This is a genomic window from Psychrobacter sp. R86515 (genome assembly GCF_042466315.1).
Classification (GTDB): Bacteria; Pseudomonadota; Gammaproteobacteria; order Pseudomonadales; family Moraxellaceae; genus Psychrobacter.
The window spans coordinates 2,807,121-2,829,585 of the sequence record NZ_JAXHCC010000001.1; the positions used below are offsets into that span (position 1 = coordinate 2,807,121).

Below are 22,465 nucleotides of genomic sequence, written 5' to 3' on the forward strand. Positions count from 1 at the left end.
AACTATTACTTTTAGATAATATTGTCATCTATAGCGGTTTGAATGTATAGGCTCGCCGTATTACCACTATCTTGGTACAAATCATAACCTGCCTGATCAGAAGTAGCTGCCTTAGTCATATCAGATACATTAACAGTATCAACGCTATCGCCCTTGATGAACAGCTGATTATTGCCATCAGTTATGTCAACAACATCACTGAGACTTATACTGAGCGTTTGAGCAGTGTCGTTAGTCAAATCAATAGTTTCAAAATTAACAACTTCACTCATGTCAGTATTAGCAACAACATTTATGTCGTTAATTACTAATGTATCATTGTCTAAACTGCCATCCGAGTTTTCACCACCATCGATTGAGACATCATTTCTATCAAATATCAAAATATCATTGCCATCACTGCCTGATAAGATATCCGCGCCGCTCAGGCCAACTAAAGTATCATCTCCTGCGCCACCACTTAGGGTTTCGGCTTGATTAGTCCCTACTAAGTAGTCATTATCTGCCGTACCACGCGGGGCAATGTCATCCATTGAGTCGGGGCTTTGCGGTGTCGCATACTCATTGTAGTTCAACGTAACCGTTGAGCTGGCTGTATCACCATCTGAATCTGTATATTCAAATTTAAAGACATCAATATCATCTACACCAGCTATAACAATATCTGCTATATTTTTAACTGGATTGAATTTGTAACTACCATCAGCATAACCAACGAACACACCATAGTCAGTTTGGAATTCATAGTTAGTCGCGTCACCATCTGTATCAATAGTTTCAATTGTTGTGTCACTATCAGTGGTTGATACGCCTGACCAAATAATACCAGTACCAGTCGAATTGAGATAATCAACAGCATCGCCACCAACAGCTACTTTACCTTCAACAACGATATTATTATCCAATTCAGGTAATGGGTTTAAAGGTGTTAACTTACCAATGACATCATAAATGTTTTCTTGACCTTCTTCACTATTAACGACAAAGGTACTTTCATCATCTAAAGCAGGATCATAATCAGAACCATCTAAAACAAGATCGGTATCCACTATCCCATCGCCATTAGTATCGACTCTATCTATAACCCCATCACCATCAGTATCTTCAGCTCGCTGACCAGTTGTACTATAGACAATATAGTCAAGCCTACCGTCACCATTACTATCAATAGCATCGTTGATGTTATCACCATCGAAATCAATACCGTCAGATCCACCATTCTTATTAGAGTCAATATAAGCAATATCACCGTTTCCAAGAATAGTGTATCTGAAGCCTGTTGTTAGATTAGCTACAAACTGTGCATCTCCTTTATCTCCTAAGATACCGTTACCATTTAAATCATAAATATTCCCAGTTTGATTAGTAAACGCATTAGTTGAAAATAATTTTCCTACAGCAGAATATAGAGACTCATCAATTTTTCCATCACCATCGTTATCAATACCATCATAGCCTTGATATACCTTCAAGAAGTCTTTATTTTTGTCCGAGTCAATGGTAGAGCTCGCATCCTGATTGACGAGTGTCACATCAAGCATGTACTGCTGACCGGCAATATCTACAATTTGAGAGGCATTCGGTATCACAATAAAGTCACTTTGAACAAAAGTATCCGAGTAAGTAGCAGAATCTATACCATAAGTAGCACTCGTAAAATTATTAGGAGTTTCATTATGCTGTAACAAATAATCCACATTGACTGATTCAGAGTTGCCATTAACATCAACTATGAAGTCGATGTTTAAGTTTGTCTCAAGTAACGTACCACCGTCTCCGAAGATGCCAAAGTTAATATGTGAAAAATCACCTAAATCAAGGTTAGTCTCAAACTCAATCTCTTCACCATTACCTTGATAAGCAGTATTTTCATAAGTCGTGTATCCTGCAGGAGAGCTATCAGCATCTCCTGGTCTACCCCAATAAATACCTTCATCCAGGGCGTCTATATAAGTGTTTCCATCTGGTGCTGTATAAGTCGCATCTTGTTCCGCAGACAGCGTACCTGTAGCCCCATAATCACGACTAGGTACCGTAGTGCCAGGGTTACTAGCTGCAGGATTGTTTGCTACCAGATAGTTTTGACCATCTGTATTGGTCGGTTGGGTAAATAATGTCTCAGTAAAACCCGTTTGTAAGCCACTAATAGTAATAGTCTCTTGCTGTACATCAATGTTCCAAACCACTGGCTGAGGCGCAGGAGAATCATCTTCGATGATGGCCAACAACTCGTCAGATGTGGCTAATGGATTTGTAGCAGAAGAATCTTCGTATACTTCAATACCAAAATCAACCGACAGAATACCTTCAATATCATCACCTTGAGTATGATCTACAGGTGCGCCCAACGTGACATTGTATCCAAATTGATAGCCATCAGTAATTGCTTCTTTATTACCGTTTAGACTTATGCTTAGTACATTCTGAGTTTGAGAGGCACCCAAGCTATCAATATATTCATACTCACCAACAATATCACCTGTACTTGAATCAATTCTGAAAACAACAGGATTGCCTTGACTAGTAATACCATTATCAACAGTTGGTAATACAAATTTCACAACCGCATTTGAAAGGTCAGTGTCTGTATCAGTTACTCGAATCCAGTTACCATCTGTATCAGTTACTGAATCAGTGGTATCAAGCGCTGAGTCTGGATTGCTATCTGGATTTCCTCCTTCTAACCCTTCTTCAGAAACACGGCCTGGCGGCTCAACTTCAATTCTAGTTAACTGGTCGTAGTCAATAGTAACAGTTGCTTCATTAGACAATAGACCAGTTGTATCTTCAATTGTGTAACTGATTGGCGTTGGGTTATCGGTAAAGCCGGCTTCTGGGGTGAAGGTGATGTCGCCTGTGGCAGTATCAACACTCCATTCGCCTTCGCCTGCCACAACAACCGATTTGCCGTCAGCGGCGATGGTGCCACCTGCTGGCGAGGCGGTGATGATGACCGTCGTTGGGTCTAGATCGCCTTCTACATCTGTATCGTTACCGACCACAGCAACAGTAATAGCATCGCCAAGCACTTGGTCTAACTTTTCATCATCCACTGCTACTGGCGCTGTTTGTGGATAGTCAATGGTAATAGTAGATTCATTAGAAGTTAAACCAGTACTATCGCTAACCGTATAGCTGATTGGCGTTGGATCACCAGTAAAACCTGCTTCTGGGGTAAAGGTGATATCACCTGTTACTAAGTCAACACTCCAGGATCCTTCACCTGGTACGCCAACCGATTTACCGTCAGCTGCAATAGTACCACCCGCTGGTGATTGGGTGATGATGACAGTCGATGGAAGAATATCTCCATCAAAATCAAAATCATTACTCAATACCTCAATGTTAACTAATTGACCAGAAACACCGATTTCGCTGTCATCGATAGTGACTGGTGCTGTTGGTGGATAGTCCACAATAACGGTTGCCTCATTAGAGATCAGGCCCGTGCTATCGCTAACCGTGTAGCTGATTGGCGTTGGGTCCGCGGTAAAACCTGCGACTGGGGTAAAGGTGATGGCCCCTGTTACAGGGTCAACAACCCATGTGCCTTCGCCTGGTACGTCCACCGATTTACCATCAGCGGCAATAGTACTGCTAGCTGGCGCTTGGGTGATGATGACGGTCGTTGGGTCTAAATCGTTTTCAGGATCAGTATCATTGGCTAATATGTCAACTAATACAGGCGTATTTAAAGGACCTGCTTTTAAGTCGTTACTTGCCACTGGCGCCGTTTGCGGATAGTCAATGGTGACGGTCGCTTCGTTTGAGGTGTCACCCGTCAGGTTGTCTACGGTGTAGCTGATTGGCGTTGGGTCCGCGGTGAAGCCTGCGACTGGGGTAAAGGTGATGGCCCCTGTTACAGGGTCAACAACCCATGTGCCTTCGCCTGGTACGTCCACCGATTTGCCATCAGCGGCAATAGTGCTGCCAGCTGGCGCTTGGGTGATGATGACGGTTGCTGGGTCTAAATTGGCGTCAGCTTGGCTGTCGTTAGCAAACACATCGACCACAACTGGACTGCCTGAGGTACCCGTTTGTAGGTCATTCACTGCTTGCGGATAGTCAATGGTGACGGTCGCTTCGTTTGAGGTGTCACCCGTCAGGTTGTCTACGGTGTAGCTGATTGGCGTTGGGTCCGCGGTAAAACCTGCGACTGGGGTAAAGGTGATGGCCCCTGTTACAGGGTCAACAACCCATGTGCCTTCGCCTGGTACGTCCACCGATTTGCCGTCAGCGGCAATAGTGCTGCCAACTGGCGCTTGGGTGATGATGACGGTTGCTGGGTCTAAATTGGCGTCAGCTTGGCTGTCGTTAGCAAACACATCGACCACAACTGGACTGCCTGAGGTACCCGTTTGTAGGTCATTCACTGCTTGCGGATAGTCAATGGTGACGGTCGCTTCGTTTGAGGTGTCACCCGTCAGGTTGTCTACGGTGTAGCTGATTGGCGTTGGGTCCGCGGTAAAACCTGCGACTGGGGTAAAGGTGATGGCCCCTGTTACAGGGTCAACAACCCATGTGCCTTCGCCTGGTACGTCCACCGATTTGCCATCAGCGGCAATAGTGCTGCCAGCTGGCGCTTGGGTGATGATGACGGTTGCTGGGTCTAAATTGGCGTCAGCTTGGCTGTCGTTAGCAAACACATCGACCACAACTGGACTGCCTGAGGTACCCGTTTGTAGGTCATTCACTGCTTGCGGATAGTCAATGGTGACGGTCGCTTCGTTTGAGGTGTCACCCGTCAGGTTGTCTACGGTGTAGCTGATTGGCGTTGGGTCCGCGGTAAAACCTGCGACTGGGGTAAAGGTGATGGCCCCTGTTACAGGGTCAACAACCCATGTGCCTTCGCCTGGTACGTCCACCGATTTGCCGTCAGCGGCAATAGTGCTGCCAGCTGGCGCTTGGGTGATGATGACGGTTGCTGGGTCTAAATTGGCGTCAGCTTGGCTGTCGTTAGCAAACACATCGACCACAACTGGACTGCCTGAGGTACCCGTTTGTAGGTCATTCACTGCTTGCGGATAGTCAATGGTGACGGTCGCTTCGTTTGAGGTTAAGCCTGTTGCGTCGTCTACAGTGTAGCTGATTGGTGTCGGATCAGCGGTAAAACCAGCTGCTGGGGCAAAGCTGATGGCACCTGTAGTCGGATTGACCGTCCATGTGCCTTCGCCTGGTACGTCCACCGATTTGCCGTCAGCGGCAATAGTGCTGCCAACTGGCGCTTGGGTGATGATGACGGTCGTTGGGTCAAGATCATTTTCAGCGTCGCTATCGTTACCAACGACGTCAACTTCAACGGTGGCACCTGAAGCACCCGATTCGCTGTCATCCACTGCCACTGGTGCGGTTTGCGGATAGTCAATGGTGACGGTCGCTTCGTTTGAGGTGTCACCCGTCAGGTTGTCTACGGTGTAGCTGATTGGCGTTGGGTCCGCGGTGAAGCCTGCTGCTGGGGTAAAGGTGATGGCCCCTGTTACAGGGTCAACAACCCATGTGCCTTCGCCTGGTACGTCCACCGATTTGCCGTCAGCGGCAATAGTGCTGCCAACTGGCGCTTGGGTGATGATGACGGTCGTTGGGTCTAAATTGGCGTCAGCTTGGCTGTCGTTAGCAAACACATCGACCACAACTGGACTGCCCGAGGTACCCGTTTGTAGGTCATTCACTGCTTGCGGATAGTCAATGGTGACGGTCGCTTCGTTTGAGGTGTCACCCGTCAGGTTGTCTACGGTGTAGCTGATTGGCGTTGGGTCCGCGGTAAAACCTGCGACTGGGGTAAAGGTGATGGCCCCTGTTACAGGGTCAACAACCCATGTGCCTTCGCCTGGTACGTCCACCGATTTGCCGTCAGCGGCAATAGTGCTGCCAGCTGGCGCTTGGGTGATGATGACGGTTGCTGGGTCTAAATTGGCGTCAGCTTGGCTGTCGTTAGCAAACACATCGACCACAACTGGACTGCCCGAGGTACCCGTTTGTAGGTCATTCACTGCTTGCGGATAGTCAATGGTGACGGTCGCTTCGTTTGAGGTGTCACCCGTCAGGTTGTCTACGGTGTAGCTGATTGGCGTTGGGTCCGCGGTGAAGCCTGCGACTGGGGTAAAGGTGATGGCCCCTGTTACAGGGTCAACAACCCATGTGCCTTCGCCTGGTACGTCCACCGATTTGCCGTCAGCGGCAATAGTGCTGCCAGCTGGCGCTTGGGTGATGATGACGGTTGCTGGGTCTAAATTGGCGTCAGCTTGGCTGTCGTTAGCAAACACATCGACCACAACTGGACTGCCCGAGGTACCCGTTTGTAGGTCATTCACTGCTTGCGGATAGTCAATGGTGACGGTCGCTTCGTTTGAGGTTAAGCCTGTTGCGTCGTCTACGGTGTAGCTGATTGGTGTCGGATCAGCGGTAAAACCAGCTGCTGGGGCAAAGCTGATGGCACCTGTAGTCGGATTGACCGTCCATGTGCCTTCGCCTGGTACGTCCACCGATTTGCCGTCAGCGGCAATAGTGCTGCCAACTGGCGCTTGGGTGATGATGACGGTCGTTGGGTCAAGATCATTTTCAGCGTCGCTATCGTTACCAACGACGTCAACTTCAACGGTGGCACCTGAAGCACCCGATTCGCTGTCATCCACTGCCACTGGTGCGGTTTGCGGATAGTCAATGGTGACGGTCGCTTCGTTTGAGGTGTCACCCGTCAGGTTGTCTACGGTGTAGCTGATTGGCGTTGGGTCCGCGGTAAAACCTGCGACTGGGGTAAAGGTGATGGCCCCTGTTACAGGGTCAACAACCCATGTGCCTTCGCCTGGTACGTCCACCGATTTGCCGTCAGCGGCAATAGTGCTGCCAGCTGGCGCTTGGGTGATGATGACGGTCGTTGGGTCTAAATTGGCGTCAGCTTGGCTGTCGTTAGCAAACACATCGACCACAACTGGACTGCCCGAGGTACCCGTTTGTAGGTCATTCACTGCTTGCGGATAGTCAATGGTGACGGTCGCTTCGTTTGAGGTGTCACCCGTCAGGTTGTCTACGGTGTAGCTGATTGGCGTTGGGTCCGCGGTAAAACCTGCGACTGGGGTAAAGGTGATGGCCCCTGTTACAGGGTCAACAACCCATGTGCCTTCGCCTGGTACGTCCACCGATTTGCCGTCAGCGGCAATAGTGCTGCCAGCTGGCGCTTGGGTGATGATGACGGTTGCTGGGTCTAAATTGGCGTCAGCTTGGCTGTCGTTAGCAAACACATCGACCACAACTGGACTGCCTGAGGTACCCGTTTGTAGGTCATTCACTGCTTGCGGATAGTCAATGGTGACGGTCGCTTCGTTTGAGGTGTCACCCGTCAGGTTGTCTACGGTGTAGCTGATTGGCGTTGGGTCCGCGGTAAAACCTGCGACTGGGGTAAAGGTGATGGCCCCTGTTACAGGGTCAACAACCCATGTGCCTTCGCCTGGTACGTCCACCGATTTGCCGTCAGCGGCAATAGTGCTGCCAGCTGGCGCTTGGGTGATGATGACGGTTGCTGGGTCTAAATTGGCGTCAGCTTGGCTGTCGTTAGCAAACACATCGACCACAACTGGACTGCCCGAGGTACCCGTTTGCAGGTCATTCACTGCTTGCGGATAGTCAATGGTGACGGTCGCTTCGTTTGAGGTGTCACCCGTCAGGTTGTCTACGGTGTAGCTGATTGGCGTTGGGTCCGCGGTAAAACCTGCGACTGGGGTAAAGGTGATGGCCCCTGTTACAGGGTCAACAACCCATGTGCCTTCGCCTGGTACGTCCACCGATTTGCCATCAGCGGCAATAGTGCTGCCAGCTGGCGCTTGGGTGATGATGACGGTTGCTGGGTCTAAATTGGCGTCAGCTTGGCTGTCGTTAGCAAACACATCGACCACAACTGGACTGCCCGAGGTACCCGTTTGTAGGTCATTCACTGCTTGCGGATAGTCAATGGTGACGGTCGCTTCGTTTGAGGTTAAGCCTGTTGCGTCGTCTACAGTGTAGCTGATTGGTGTCGGATCAGCGGTAAAACCAGCTGCTGGGGCAAAGCTGATGGCACCTGTAGTCGGATTGACCGTCCATGTGCCTTCGCCTGGTACGTCCACCGATTTGCCGTCAGCGGCAATAGTGCTGCCAACTGGCGCTTGGGTGATGATGACGGTCGTTGGGTCAAGATCATTTTCAGCGTCGCTATCGTTACCAACGACGTCAACTTCAACGGTGGCACCTGAAGCACCCGATTCGCTGTCATCCACTGCCACTGGTGCGGTTTGCGGATAGTCAATGGTGACGGTCGCTTCGTTTGAGGTGTCACCCGTCAGGTTGTCTACGGTGTAGCTGATTGGCGTTGGGTCCGCGGTAAAACCTGCGACTGGGGTAAAGGTGATGGCCCCTGTTACAGGGTCAACAACCCATGTGCCTTCGCCTGGTACGTCCACCGATTTGCCGTCAGCGGCAATAGTGCTGCCAACTGGCGCTTGGGTGATGATGACGGTCGTTGGGTCTAAATTGGCGTCAGCTTGGCTGTCGTTAGCAAACACATCGACCACAACTGGACTGCCCGAGGTACCCGTTTGTAGGTCATTCACTGCTTGCGGATAGTCAATGGTGACGGTCGCTTCGTTTGAGGTGTCACCCGTCAGGTTGTCTACGGTGTAGCTGATTGGCGTTGGGTCCGCGGTGAAGCCTGCGACTGGGGTAAAGGTGATGGCCCCTGTTACAGGGTCAACAACCCATGTGCCTTCGCCTGGTACGTCCACCGATTTGCCATCAGCGGCAATAGTGCTGCCAACTGGCGCTTGGGTGATGATGACGGTTGCTGGGTCTAAATTGGCGTCAGCTTGGCTGTCGTTAGCAAACACATCGACCACAACTGGACTGCCTGAGGTACCCGTTTGTAGGTCATTCACTGCTTGCGGATAGTCAATGGTGACGGTCGCTTCGTTTGAGGTGTCACCCGTCAGGTTGTCTACGGTGTAGCTGATTGGCGTTGGGTCCGCGGTAAAACCTGCGACTGGGGTAAAGGTGATGGCCCCTGTTACAGGGTCAACAACCCATGTGCCTTCGCCTGGTACGTCCACCGATTTGCCATCAGCGGCAATAGTGCTGCCAACTGGCGCTTGGGTGATGATGACGGTTGCTGGGTCTAAATTGGCGTCAGCTTGGCTGTCGTTAGCAAACACATCGACCACAACTGGACTGCCTGAGGTACCCGTTTGTAGGTCATTCACTGCTTGCGGATAGTCAATGGTGACGGTCGCTTCGTTTGAGGTGTCACCCGTCAGGTTGTCTACGGTGTAGCTGATTGGCGTTGGGTCCGCGGTAAAACCTGCGACTGGGGTAAAGGTGATGGCCCCTGTTACAGGGTCAACAACCCATGTGCCTTCGCCTGGTACGTCCACCGATTTGCCGTCAGCGGCAATAGTGCTGCCAGCTGGCGCTTGGGTGATGATGACGGTTGCTGGGTCTAAATTGGCGTCAGCTTGGCTGTCGTTAGCAAACACATCGACCACAACTGGACTGCCTGAGGTACCCGTTTGTAGGTCATTCACTGCTTGCGGATAGTCAATGGTGACGGTCGCTTCGTTTGAGGTTAAGCCTGTTGCGTCGTCTACAGTGTAGCTGATTGGTGTCGGATCAGCGGTAAAACCAGCTGCTGGGGCAAAGCTGATGGCACCTGTAGTCGGATTGACCGTCCATGTGCCTTCGCCTGGTACGTCCACCGATTTGCCGTCAGCGGCAATAGTGCTGCCAACTGGCGCTTGGGTGATGATGACGGTCGTTGGGTCAAGATCATTTTCAGCGTCGCTATCGTTACCAACGACGTCAACTTCAACGGTGGCACCTGAAGCACCCGATTCGCTGTCATCCACTGCCACTGGTGCGGTTTGCGGATAGTCAATGGTGACGGTCGCTTCGTTTGAGGTGTCACCCGTCAGGTTGTCTACGGTGTAGCTGATTGGCGTTGGGTCCGCGGTGAAGCCTGCTGCTGGGGTAAAGGTGATGGCCCCTGTTACAGGGTCAACAACCCATGTGCCTTCGCCTGGTACGTCCACCGATTTGCCGTCAGCGGCAATAGTGCTGCCAGCTGGCGCTTGGGTGATGATGACGGTTGCTGGGTCTAAATTGGCGTCAGCTTGGCTGTCGTTAGCAAACACATCGACCACAACTGGACTGCCTGAGGTACCCGTTTGTAGGTCATTCACTGCTTGCGGATAGTCAATGGTGACGGTCGCTTCGTTTGAGGTTAAGCCTGTTGCGTCGTCTACAGTGTAGCTGATTGGTGTCGGATCAGCGGTAAAACCAGCTGCTGGGGCAAAGCTGATGGCACCTGTAGTCGGATTGACCGTCCATGTGCCTTCGCCTGGTACGTCCACCGATTTGCCGTCAGCGGCAATAGTGCTGCCAACTGGCGCTTGGGTGATGATGACGGTCGTTGGGTCAAGATCATTTTCAGCGTCGCTATCGTTACCAACGACGTCAACTTCAACGGTGGCACCTGAAGCACCCGATTCGCTGTCATCCACTGCCACTGGTGCGGTTGGTGGGTAGTCTACGGTGATGGTCGCTTGGTTTGACTTGTTGCCAGTGACATCAGAGACGACATAGTTGACAGGCGTCGGATCAGCGGTGAAACCTGCTTCTGGGGTGAAGGTGACAGTGCCGGTTGTTGGATCAACACTCCATTCGCCTTCGCCAGCAACCGTTAATGTGGTGACTTCAAGACCTGTGTCTGGGTTGATCAGTTTTACGCTAGTTGGGTCAATGTCGCCTTCAAGGTCGGTGTCATTGCTGAGCACGTCGATGACCACTGGTTGACCAAGTGTGCCGGTTTGGATTTCGTCTTCGGCATTCGGTGCGGTTGGTGGGTAGTCTACGGTGATGGTCGCTTGGTTTGACTTGCTGCCAGTGACATCAGAGACGACATAGTTCACCGGCGTTGGATCAGCGGTAAAACCTGCTTCTGGGGTGAAGGTGACAGTACCTGTTGTTGGATCAACACTCCATTCGCCTTCGCCAGCAACCGTTAATGTGGTGACTTCAAGACCTGTGTCTGGGTTGATCAGTTTTACGCTAGTTGGGTCAATGTCGCCTTCAAGGTCGGTGTCATTGCTGAGCACGTCGATGACCACTGGTTGACCAAGTGTGCCGGTTTGGATTTCGTCTTCGGCATTCGGTGCGGTTGGTGGGTAGTCTACGGTGATGGTCGCTTGGTTTGACTTGCTGCCAGTGACATCAGAGACGACATAGTTCACCGGCGTTGGATCAGCGGTAAAACCTGCTTCTGGGGTGAAGGTGACAGTACCTGTTGTTGGATCAACACTCCATTCGCCTTCGCCAGCAACCGTTAATGTGGTGACTTCAAGACCTGTGTCTGGGTTGATCAGTTTTACGCTAGTTGGGTCAATGTCGCCTTCAAGGTCGGTGTCATTGCTGAGCACGTCGATGACCACTGGTTGACCAAGTGTGCCGGTTTGGATTTCGTCTTCGGCATTCGGTGCGGTTGGTGGGTAGTCTACGGTGATGGTCGCTTGGTTTGACTTGCTGCCAGTGACATCAGAGACGACATAGTTCACCGGCGTTGGATCAGCGGTAAAACCTGCTTCTGGGGTGAAGGTGACAGTACCTGTTGTTGGATCAACACTCCATTCGCCTTCGCCAGCAACCGTTAATGTGGTGACTTCAAGACCTGTGTCTGGGTTGATCAGTTTTACGCTAGTTGGGTCAATGTCGCCTTCAAGGTCGGTGTCATTGCTGAGCACGTCGATGACCACTGGTTGACCAAGTGTGCCGGTTTGGATTTCGTCTTCGGCATTCGGTGCGGTTGGTGGGTAGTCTACGGTGATGGTCGCTTGGTTTGACTTGCTGCCAGTGACATCAGAGACGACATAGTTCACCGGCGTTGGATCAGCGGTAAAACCTGCTTCTGGGGTGAAGGTGACAGTACCTGTTGTTGGATCAACACTCCATTCGCCTTCGCCAGCAACCGTTAATGTGGTGACTTCAAGACCTGTGTCTGGGTTGATCAGTTTTACGCTAGTTGGGTCAATGTCGCCTTCAAGATCGGTGTCGTTGCTGAGCACGTCGATGACCACTAGTTGACCAAGTGTGCCGGTTTGGCGATCATCTGTTACGAGGGGCGCAGTACCCTCTTCCGTATTGCTGTCATCGTCTCTGCTGTTACTACTTCCACTCGCCAGTAATCCAACCAGTCCAATACCAGCAGCAGCAGGTATCCACCACGGTATCGCAGCTGCTACATATTCTTGACCACCTAAAGCTTGACCTTCTACATCGCCTATATTTAACTGAGTCACGTAATCATAGGTTTCACCAGTATCTGGGATATAGTAGTAATACTCACCATCTTCGGCAATACCAACCAATGCACTATCTGCGCTATCGTAAAAACCTTCTATAATAAGGTCACTATCTTTACCTTCCTTTTCAAACGATACGTGAAGGTCGTTTTTTATCCGTTTAGTAACAATATGATTAGGAGCCCGGTTAATAGATTTGTCATGAAACTCATAGTTTACTTTGTCTACGGCTTTAATGACGGTAGGTGTACCATCTTTAGTTATGATCTCTATTTGGCTTATAGTCTGAGTGGCATCATTCGTTTTTACGACAATAGCATTCATTTTTTACCTTTTATTTTTTTAGTTGCAACAATACTGTTTGAATTTTTTATGGCCTAATTTACTTATGACAAATTCGTTTTTCTATCAGTTATTTGAGCGCTCTTCCACAACAGCAATAACACGGCGGTTAAGCTGACGACCTTCTACTGTATCGTTACTAGCTCTTGGCTGTGACTCACCATAACCAACAGCACTGAGACGTTCAGAATCTACACCGAATTGAGTGATTAACACTTCTTTTACAGCGTTCACTCGACGTTGTGATAGAGCTTGGTTATATTGCTCACTTGCCCGACTATCGGTATGACCTTCAATAGTAACAATGGTGTTTGGATATTGAGTCATGAACTCTGCGACTTCAGAAATTTTAGAGTAGTATTCAGGCTGAACAATAGCTTTGTCAGTTTCAAACAATACTTCAAGCTCGATTGTCACTTTCTCTGCCAAGACAGGTACTACTGGTGCTGTTTCTAGTGGCTCAGATACTACAGGAGCTGCACAATTAGGCACTACTCGGCTAATTTGATGATTTTGATAGCGTTTGGTTTCTAATAATTGTAATGCACTGTCAGCAGTTATTTCTTCGAGTGTACTTTTTCCTGTATCATCCATATCAACGTAGAAGAAGTATGTTTGACCACCATCAAGCTGATAGTCTTTTTTATCTGCTAATAAGTTATTATCTTTAAAACCAGTAGCGTGAGCACTTAACTGGTTTGTACCAACGCAAGAGTTAACAGCTGTATAATTACCAGGGTGTAGGCTTACTTGATATCTATTATTAACAGAAATATTTGCACTAGTTTGCTCTAAATCATCGTCATTTTTACGAATAAATATCAATCTTGTTTGATCGGTATTAACTTCTGTTGATAGTAGCTTGCGAACGTCTGTGTCGACTTGATTGTTCCACGTGACATTGCCCACTCTACGACTGTCGCCCTCGTTATCAATTCCACTATTGCCTATAGCAGCGCATCCAGATATACCGAGCAAAATAGTGGGTAAAATAATAGCTGCAATAGTGTTCTTAAATACTCTTTCCATTATAGATTCCTAATTGATAATTTCTTTGAGACAACGTGTTTGTTCTTGCTCGGATACCGCCTAAATATAGTTTATCTTTTAACAAAATAGTCGATAATTTGGACTTGATTTTTACTTACTAGAGAACTTTTGTCTTTTTATAACGCGGTAGAGTTCATTCGGATAAAAAATGACCTGTTTTTATTAATTGATAGTAATTTAAGTATTTTGTAAAGTCAACTTCATAGAATTCAGTTTAAAACCCTCTAATGCAGCGTTTTAAACTGTTACTCCACATGAGAAATCTAGATTTCAATTTATATTAATCGTTGATTACTATAGGAATAATACTACATCATCCATCTGACGCTGCAAAAAATTAGTCAACCGTTTTTCACAGAAATAATTTGTGTTTTGTAATCTATCAACTATATCCAATTCTTTAAAAAACAATTGTTATTATTGGATATATATAATAAAAGTTATTCTTTTTGTAAGAGAGTCAATAGATGGAAAGTGATCAAACTTACAAATAGATTAAGTGTATATCTGTCATATTTTTCTGAATACTTAATATGTTCCAAAATCAGTCATCATGGTATTTAGTTTCTAATTTTACTAGCATTAATGTTTGCAGCAACGAATGCATGTAGGGTATAGTTTTCATTTTGAACGTTTAATCAATATAGACTATCGGCAGATAGCCTTATCACTAAAATTACCAGTGATAGTCGAGTAGCATCCAGAGACTCACCTTTAATAGACTGTCTAACCCCTGTGCCAGAATGCACTGTTATTTTTCTAACCCAAGGATGATATATGAAAAAACTTAGGACGCCTGATTCGTGTTTTGCTAACTTGCAAGACTACGATTTTGAACCGAACTATTTGATAGTCGATGATACAGAAGGTGGTGAGCTACGCGTACATTACCTTGATGAAGGTCCAAGCGACGCCGACCCTATCTTGTTATTACATGGTGAGCCTTCTTGGTCTTATCTGTACCGCAAAGTCATTCCCATACTGACAGCAGCAGGACACCGCGTTATCGCGCCAGACCTTCCTGGGTTTGGGCGTTCAGACAAACCTGCATCGCGTACTGACTACACTTATCAGCGCCATGTCGATTGGATGCAATCGGTGCTTGATCAGTTGGACTTAAAAAATATCACACTGTTTTGTCAAGATTGGGGCGGCTTAATCGGTCTACGTTTAGTAGCAGCGCATCCTGATAAATTCGATCGCGTCGCAGCAGGAAATACGATGCTACCGACTGGGGATCATGATCCGGGCGAAGGCTTTCGCAAGTGGCAGAAGTTCTCTCAGGAAACGCCTCAGTTCAATGTAGCAGGCACCATCAAAAGCGGTACCACAACGACGTTATCACAAGCCGTACTGGATGCTTACGATGCACCCTTCCCTGATGAGTCTTATAAAGAAGGCGCCAGACAGTTTCCTATCCTAGTGCCCACGACATCCGATGATCCTGCTTCAGAAAACAACCGTGCAGCTTGGGGCGTGCTAAGCAAATGGAACAAGCCATTTATCACATTGTTTAGTGATTCTGACCCCGTAACTGGTGGCGGTGATCGCATCATGCAAAAGCTAATTCCTGGTACCAAAGGCCAAAATCATACGACTATCACTAACGGTGGTCATTTTCTACAAGAAGACCAAGGCGAAACGTTGGCTGAGCTTCTATTGAAGTTCATCAATGACAATCCGAAAGCACAGTAATAGATAACAGAAAACCCTGATTACTAATGTACTAGCAATCAGGGTTTTTAGTAATACTATGATGATTGGTCAACGACAAAATGCGAAAGCTGTCATAACTAAAAAATCTGCTTTTTATCCAGCCCTGCTATACGATATTTTTAAAAATATCATCGATATATTTCTCTACCGCATCATTGTCATTAGTAACCTGTGCATACGTCCTGAGACCTATGATTTGAATTTGGAAATAACGCGCCAGCTCAACTGGATCTTTCTCTGCGCTAATCTCACCGCTATCAATGGCTTGTCCAAAGAGCACGGCAAATGATGCCTCTATACCTTCTAAGATATTCGTTGCATGTGCGAGTAGATCTGGACTATCGTTTTGAGTAAGCTCAGCGACTGTCTTGACGATCATGCACATACCACTAGGCGCAGTAGCACTATTACAGACAATCACCGTATGGATAAAATGTTTTAAGCCATCCAGCACTGTGTCTTTTTGCTCAATACAGTCGGCCAATCTCTTTGCACCATCTGCAGCATAGCGATTCAGTGACTCTGTAAATAGCTTATCTTTACTACCAAAAGCTGCGTAAATACTACCTGGGTGCATATTCACCACATCTTGCAAATTGCGCATTGATGTCGCGTGATAGCCTTTTTCCCAATAGAGATTTTTTGCTTTTTCGATCACATCTTCACGATTGAACTTTATCGGAGCACTCATAATTTTCACCTTAATATCTTTGCCTTAAAATCTATTTTAAGGCAAAGTTTGTAGAATCAACCTTAGTTACTGGTTTTAATCACTTTTTATATTATAAAACTTATTAAGTCTCTTTGCTTCGATTAACTATTTTTATCAAAGTTTTGCGGATAAAGCGCGCGTGCAGCAACGTCATCAAACTCAGTTTTGAAATCAATACCTTTAGGAATGTCACGGGCTTTTTGTACCGCTGGACGAGCATTAATGCTATCAAACCAGCGCTTTAGATTTGGATAATTATCCAAGCCGCCTTCGCCTAGTACAACTGTCGCTTTATCAATCCAGCCCCAAGTAGAAATATCAGCGATTGAGTAGCTATCACCAACCATATATTCACGGCCTTCTAGGTGTGTATCTAGCACTTCATAATGACGCTCGGCCTCACGAAGGTAGCGATTAATCGCATATGGGATTTTCTCTGGCGCTTTATGTCTAAAGTGAACAGATTGACCAGAAAAAGGGCCTAATCCAGATGCCACAAACATTAGCCACGACAGCATCTCGCTACGATCTTCTGGCTGTCCTGCCAGCTTGCCTGTTTTTTCAGAAAGGTACATCAAGATAGCTGTAGAATCAAACACGCGTTTGCCATCATCTTCTAGCGCAGGCGTTTTGCCGTTTGGGTTGATAGCACGGTATTCAGGTGTATGCTGCTCACCTTTTAGCGTATCTACTGCTACAAGTTCATAAGGTAGTCCAGTTTCTTCAAGAAACAATGCTACTTTCATTGGGTTTGGCGTTTGGTGAAAATAAAATTTAAGCATAACTTTATCCTATTATATGAAGACAGTCGTCTGATGACTATTAAATCTAGTGACTATACTAATGACTATACTAATGACTATAAAAGCTGTAATGAGATAACAAAAATAGACGTCGAAATTTGAAGCACATTTTTATTGTCTGATATACACTATAACCACAAATGAACGGTCGTTCAAGTAATGTTATATATTGATATAATAAACACAGTGCCGATACTACCCTGTTCGCATATCGTCTCTTTTACCAACAGACATTCTCAAAACTCATCTAACCATTCCACCAATTCAAAGGATTAGAAATGGCTACATTAACTGTTATCGCCCACATCACAACGAAAGACGATAGCATCGCTCTCGTAAAAGCTGAGCTCGAAAAACTCATACCAGCTACCCGCAGCGAAGAAGGCTGTAGTCGTTATGATTTGTTCCAAGATAATGAAAAACCCTCTCACTTTATGTTTCATGAAAGCTGGGCCACTCGCGAGCTATGGCAAATACATATGGAAAGCCAACATCTAAAAGACTTCTCTGCCGCAACAGAAGGCGCGGTTGAATCATTTGTGCTACATGAGATGACAGAAGTTAATTAATTCTGATTCACTCAATCATTTCAATAAGCTTTGCCCGCAATACTAAAGAAAATAATTTTATCAAAGCTAACAATCGTTTTTTTTACCATTATTTTTTCTTACGACTTACACAGTGTTACCTTATTAAGGTGCTGATATTAATAGAATAATGTTAATTATGCAGAGGAATGTAATTGAGCCATTACAATTTACTTGAACGATTACTCAAATAATTATTGAGCGATTGCTCAATATCATTTATAGTAGTCTCTATTGACTCGCTTACTAAGCAAAGTTACTAATTTTGAGTAACTACTCAAGCCAATAATTAAATGTAAATCAGCGACTACTTTGAAGCGGGCATGAAAACTCTAAAACACACCAAATCTCAAACCTATTATTAGGAATTATGTTATGACCGAATTTACTCTACACGATAAAGACACAGCCCCAGCAGAAAGCAAAGACTTACTTGATTCTTCAATCAAAGCATTTGGCATGGTACCTAACCTACACGCCGTGATGGCTGAAGCACCTGGCTTGCTAGAAGGCTACCAACAGCTACATCAACTGTTTTTAGACAGTAGCTTTGATGATGAAGAAACGACTGTGGTATGGCAGACTATCAACGTTGAGCATGCTTGCCATTACTGTGTGCCTGCGCATACTGGTATCGCTAAAAGCATGAAAGTAGATGACGCTATCACTAATGCATTACGTGATGAAACGCCACTACCAACTGAAAAATTGGAAGCATTGCGTACCTTCACACTATCTGTAGTCCGTAATCGTGGTAACGTTGATGACAGCGCGGTTCAAGCATTTTTAGATGCAGGCTACACTAAGCGCCAAATTCTTGAAGTTATTCTTGGTGCTGCTCAAAAAGTAATGAGCAACTACACGAATCACCTAGCTAATACCCCAGTCGACAAACCATTCCAGAAATTTGAGTGGCACAAAGCTGACTAATATATTTTTTAGCTAATGCTGACACAGTCCATTTGATGTTTTCATACTGTTGTTCGAAACATCTTCGGGCAGCAGTTTTTCATTTTAATTTATCGCTAATGAGAGATCCTATGGAACAGGCAAAAAAAACCTTACAAATAGACATCGTGTCAGACGTTGTGTGCCCTTGGTGCGCTATCGGTTATAGTCAACTGGCCGAGGCACTAAAACAAACCAACACGCCGCACGAGATTCATTGGCACCCATTTGAGTTAAATCCTAATACGCCGCACGAAGGACGAAACTATCGTGAGCATATTATGGAGAAGTACGGTACAACTGCTGAGGACGTTAAAGAGAACCGAGCTAGAATGACAGCAGCAGGTGCAGAAGCTGGATTTAATTTTCAGTTTACCGACGAGTTTCGTACCTACAATACTTTTAACGCGCATCAGTTGCTGCATTGGGCTGATCAGCAAGGACGTATGCACGACCTAAAACAAGCATTGTTCGTTGCACATTTCGTTGATAATAAAAACGTGGCTGACAGTACCGTACTGGCAGACGTCGCAGCAGATATTGGGCTCGATCGTGTTGAGGCGCTTGCCGTTATCGCAGATCAACGCTTTGCCAATGTGATACGTGAAGCCGTACAGCACTCAAAGCAGCAAGGTGTTCAAAGCGTACCATCCGTTATCTTTAACGGTCAGCATCTAGTGAGCGGCGCGCAAGGTGTAGAAAACTACAAAAACATCTTAAAGCAACTAGCAGACATGCCAGAATAAAAACAATAAACTGGATCTGATTTACCAATTACACCCTACTGAACACAGTATATAAAAAGGTATCATCATTATGTCAAACTCTAATCATTACGAGCCACCTAGCGTCTGGACATGGGATGCAGAAAGCGGCGGTAAGTGGGCAAGTGTCAACCGCCCTATCGCTGGTCCAACGCATGAAGCAGAACTACCTCGCGGCAAGCATCCGTTGCAGATCTACTCAATGGGCACCCCTAACGGCCAAAAAGTCACCATTATGGTCGAAGAGTTATTGGCGTTGGGTGTGACAGAAGCTGAGTACGACGCGCACCTGATTCAAATTGGTGAAGGCGGACAGTTCTCATCAGGTTTCGTTGAGCTAAATCCAAACTCAAAAATCCCTGTGCTTTTGGATACAGAGACTGGTAGTCGTGTGTTTGAGAGTGGCGCTATTTTGTTTTATCTGGCCGAAAAATTCGGAAAACTACTGCCTAAAGATGCAGCAGCACGTACTGAAGTGATGAATTGGCTTTTTTGGTTACAAGGTTCTGCCCCTTACTTAGGTGGCGGTTTTGGACACTTCTACTTTTATGCACCAGAAAAGTTTGAGTACCCTATCAATCGATTCACGATGGAAGTAAAACGCCAGTTAGATGTACTAGAACGTGAGCTTGTAGAAAATCGCTATTTAGGTGGCGATGAGTATACGATTGCAGATATCGCCACTTGGCCTTGGTATGGCAATCTAATACTAGGCGAAGCATATAATGCAGGAGAGTTTCTACAAGTTGAGAGCTATCCAAATGTGCGTCGCTGGGCAGCTGAGATTTTAGAACGTCCTGCTGTACAACGTGGTCGCAAGGTAAACCGCACTTGGGGTGAACCTGCTGAGCAACTACACGAGCGTCATGACGCCTCTGATTTTGAGCTAAAAACTCAAGATAAACTAGATGCTCAAACAACTGAAGAAGCGAAAAAATAGACGCTTTGTCTATGACTTACTAGCTTACTTAAGTAGTCTTATTAATCGATTTTAAAGGTAATGTTAACTTTTCCTGTTACTACTTGGGACTACTGTAAACATCCAATACTTTTGCACTTAAGACTGCTAATGTAAGGCTGTTAAATACCAACCAACCATAAAAATACTATTAAAAAGGATAAGAACTATGTCAACAGATTATGCTCAAAAAATTCAAGCCGGTACTACGTTTCCTGAAATGGAAGTACAAGTATTAAACGGTGAAATGACTTCATTAGGCAAACCTGAAAACGGTCATGACTGGAAATTGGTAGTTGTCTACCGTGGTAAGCATTGCCCAATTTGCACAAAGTATCTAAATACCTTAGAGACAGTAAAACAGTCTTTCTATGACGTCGGTGTCGATATCATCGCAGTATCTGCAGACAGCAAAGAGCAGTTAGAAGGTCATCTAGATCAGATAGATGTTAGTTTCCCTATGGCTTATGGTCTGACCATCGAGCAGATGAATACGCTAGGTCTATACATCTCTGATCCACGTTCAGAAAAAGAAACCGACCATCCTTTCGCTGAGCCTGCTGTGTTCGTTATCAATGCTGAAGGAAAAGTGCATATCGTTGATATCTCAAACGCACCATTCTCTAGACCAGATCTTGAAGCCTTGGCAAATGGTTTGGCTTTTGTTAGAAATCCAGAGAACAACTACCCTATCCGTGGTATGCACGGCTAATTGATATAGTAGATATAGAGTGTTGATTCACTCGATTATTTGGCTGACCTATATCTAACGGGTTAAACTATATGGGGCGTATCGAGATAATTCTTGATACGCCCTTTTTTTGTTTATTGATAACTTAACTGCTATCAAACGCAGTCGCTTCATCTCTAAGTTCATTAATACTTGCTCAGTACTAATGTGTGAGTAGCACTGTGAATCTATAAAAAGAGGTTCTAGACGAAACTCATAGACTAGCCAGCATATAAGGGCTATATTTGAGCTCGAAATATCATCATAAATATTTTCCCTTTTAAGTAATCTGTATTTCTTTTTTATCGGTTTATTTTTATAAATAAGACAGACTGTGCTTATGGTTTGATTTGTCTCTCGTTTCGGCTAAATCTTGATACGATTGTACGTTCTGATTTATCAATGCTGTTTATTATTTGTTGTTAACACTCGTACACTGAGATTGATTTCTGCTAAAATCATGCAGCAACATTATCAATATCTCATCATAGGCATGAGTAAAAGGATTCGATATGCGATTGAAATCAATCGTTCAAAAACTACATGAACGCGCTCCAAAATTAGGCAAAGCTGCCTCACTGACGACAGCAACCAGCGTTATCACTTTTAATAGTATGTTAGCTGGTCTACCTGTCTGGGTAATGGGTGCTACCAAGGCTATCACTGGTGCTGCCATCGCTGACAAAGCCGTTATCGATGTGACGAACTATTGGATCAATAGTAACAATGCATTGATCGATAACGTATTACCGCGCAAAGATTGGCGTATTAATTTGCCTGATGATGTGCATACCAACGGTAAGTATCTACTGGTGAGCAATCATCAGTCATGGGTTGATACCAGTATCGTGCAATATATCAGCGAAAAACGTTTGCCATTGACGCGTTTTTTTACCAAGTTTGAGCTCATATACATCCCTGTCATTGGTCAGGCTTTCTACTTTCTCGACTTTCCTATGATGCGTCGACATTCAAAAGAAGCCATCGCTAAAAACCCTGCACTAAAGGGTAAGGATATCGAAGAAGCGAAACGAGCGTGTGCGTTGCTCAAGGACAAGCCTTTTACGCTATTGAACTATCTAGAAGGAACTCGCTTCACTCCTAGTAAACATGATAAACAAGAATCCCCGTATACGCATTTACTTAAGCCACGCGCTGGCGGGTTGTCACTGGCTATGAGTGCCTTGGGGGAAGAGATCGATGGGATTTTGGACATGACGATTGTCTACCCTGACGGTGTGCCCACTTATAGCGATCTATGGAAAGGTAATATCAAGCGTTTAGGCGTCGATGTGCGACATATTGAGATACCCGAAGATCTGTTTACTGCGATCAAAAACGGCGGCTATGAAACAGATGAAGCGATAAAAGCGCAGATGTTTGATTGGGTAGAGCAAATATGGCATCAAAAGGATCAACTAATCACAGAAATGTTGGCTGACTTTGAGAGCAGTGACTTTGAAACCAAAGATAATATTGAACAGGCTTAGCCTATTCTCTCTACCAACAATCCCAATTATTTGATAACCTCAAGGTGTGTC

General features: G+C 46.0%; 11 protein-coding genes. 7 read left to right on the top strand and 4 right to left on the bottom strand.

Going from position 1 to position 22,465, the window contains the following annotated elements; translation table 11 throughout:
* Nucleotides 1-11: 11 nt before the first annotated feature.
* Together SJY28_RS11555 and SJY28_RS11560 are read right to left on the bottom strand one after the other, a co-directional pair.
* A complete protein-coding gene (locus SJY28_RS11555; protein ID WP_379544562.1) occupies nt 12-12,638 on the bottom strand; it encodes a beta strand repeat-containing protein in 12,627 nt (4,208 codons plus the stop codon).
* 84 nt (nt 12,639-12,722) lie between these two features.
* Nucleotides 12,723-13,685 carry an OmpA family protein gene (locus tag SJY28_RS11560; RefSeq protein ID WP_379544563.1) on the bottom strand — a complete coding sequence of 321 codons (963 nt, stop codon included), beginning with the start codon at nt 13,683-13,685 and terminating at the stop codon, nt 12,723-12,725.
* Nucleotides 13,686-14,483: 798 nt separating this feature from the next.
* Between SJY28_RS11560 and SJY28_RS11565 the strand changes: the two genes are divergently transcribed.
* Entirely contained in the window at nt 14,484-15,401 is a 918-nt protein-coding gene (locus SJY28_RS11565; protein ID WP_379544564.1) for a haloalkane dehalogenase, read from the top strand.
* A gap of 127 nt (nt 15,402-15,528) precedes the next feature.
* Here SJY28_RS11565 and SJY28_RS11570 read toward each other — a convergent pair whose 3' ends face one another.
* Together SJY28_RS11570 and SJY28_RS11575 are read right to left on the bottom strand one after the other, a co-directional pair.
* Nucleotides 15,529-16,113 (bottom strand): TetR/AcrR family transcriptional regulator, encoded by a 585-nt coding sequence (locus SJY28_RS11570; RefSeq protein WP_101205246.1) that lies wholly within the window; start codon nt 16,111-16,113, stop codon nt 15,529-15,531.
* A gap of 122 nt (nt 16,114-16,235) precedes the next feature.
* Complete coding sequence (locus SJY28_RS11575; protein ID WP_057760571.1) at nt 16,236-16,916, bottom strand: glutathione S-transferase family protein; 681 nt, start codon at nt 16,914-16,916, stop codon at nt 16,236-16,238.
* Between the two features lie 299 nt (nt 16,917-17,215).
* Between SJY28_RS11575 and SJY28_RS11580 the strand changes: the two genes are divergently transcribed.
* The 6 genes from SJY28_RS11580 (at nt 17,216) to SJY28_RS11605 (ending at nt 22,414) form a co-directional block, all read left to right on the top strand.
* Nucleotides 17,216-17,506, top strand: a complete 291-nt coding sequence (locus SJY28_RS11580; RefSeq protein WP_379544565.1) for a putative quinol monooxygenase — start codon at nt 17,216-17,218, stop codon at nt 17,504-17,506.
* Nucleotides 17,507-17,899: 393 nt separating this feature from the next.
* Nucleotides 17,900-18,454: a carboxymuconolactone decarboxylase family protein gene (locus SJY28_RS11585; RefSeq protein WP_379544566.1), complete on the top strand. Its 555-nt coding sequence runs from the start codon at nt 17,900-17,902 to the stop codon at nt 18,452-18,454.
* 110 nt (nt 18,455-18,564) lie between these two features.
* Nucleotides 18,565-19,218, top strand: a complete 654-nt coding sequence (locus SJY28_RS11590; RefSeq protein WP_379544567.1) for a DsbA family protein — start codon at nt 18,565-18,567, stop codon at nt 19,216-19,218.
* Between the two features lie 70 nt (nt 19,219-19,288).
* Nucleotides 19,289-20,176 carry a glutathione-dependent disulfide-bond oxidoreductase gene (gene yghU / locus SJY28_RS11595; protein ID WP_379544568.1) on the top strand — a complete coding sequence of 296 codons (888 nt, stop codon included), beginning with the start codon at nt 19,289-19,291 and terminating at the stop codon, nt 20,174-20,176.
* A 187-nt stretch (nt 20,177-20,363) separates the two neighbouring features.
* Complete coding sequence (locus tag SJY28_RS11600; RefSeq protein WP_101205252.1) at nt 20,364-20,906, top strand: peroxiredoxin-like family protein; 543 nt, start codon at nt 20,364-20,366, stop codon at nt 20,904-20,906.
* Nucleotides 20,907-21,436: 530 nt separating this feature from the next.
* Entirely contained in the window at nt 21,437-22,414 is a 978-nt protein-coding gene (locus SJY28_RS11605) for an acyltransferase (protein WP_379544569.1), read from the top strand.
* The last annotated feature ends 51 nt before the right edge of the window (nt 22,415-22,465 follow it).

Excerpts from the sequence above, each read along its gene's own strand:
- SJY28_RS11555 (WP_379544562.1), bottom strand. The coding sequence starts at position 12,638 with ATGAATGCTATTGTCGTAAAAACGAATGATGCCACTCAGACTATAAGC.
- SJY28_RS11560 (WP_379544563.1), bottom strand. The coding sequence starts at position 13,685 with ATGGAAAGAGTATTTAAGAACACTATTGCAGCTATTATTTTACCCACT.
- SJY28_RS11565 (WP_379544564.1), top strand. The coding sequence starts at position 14,484 with ATGAAAAAACTTAGGACGCCTGATTCGTGTTTTGCTAACTTGCAAGAC.
- SJY28_RS11570 (WP_101205246.1), bottom strand. The coding sequence starts at position 16,113 with ATGAGTGCTCCGATAAAGTTCAATCGTGAAGATGTGATCGAAAAAGCA.
- SJY28_RS11575 (WP_057760571.1), bottom strand. The coding sequence starts at position 16,916 with ATGCTTAAATTTTATTTTCACCAAACGCCAAACCCAATGAAAGTAGCA.
- SJY28_RS11580 (WP_379544565.1), top strand. The coding sequence starts at position 17,216 with ATGGCTACATTAACTGTTATCGCCCACATCACAACGAAAGACGATAGC.
- SJY28_RS11585 (WP_379544566.1), top strand. The coding sequence starts at position 17,900 with ATGACCGAATTTACTCTACACGATAAAGACACAGCCCCAGCAGAAAGC.
- SJY28_RS11590 (WP_379544567.1), top strand. The coding sequence starts at position 18,565 with ATGGAACAGGCAAAAAAAACCTTACAAATAGACATCGTGTCAGACGTT.
- yghU (WP_379544568.1), top strand. The coding sequence starts at position 19,289 with ATGTCAAACTCTAATCATTACGAGCCACCTAGCGTCTGGACATGGGAT.
- SJY28_RS11600 (WP_101205252.1), top strand. The coding sequence starts at position 20,364 with ATGTCAACAGATTATGCTCAAAAAATTCAAGCCGGTACTACGTTTCCT.
- SJY28_RS11605 (WP_379544569.1), top strand. The coding sequence starts at position 21,437 with ATGCGATTGAAATCAATCGTTCAAAAACTACATGAACGCGCTCCAAAA.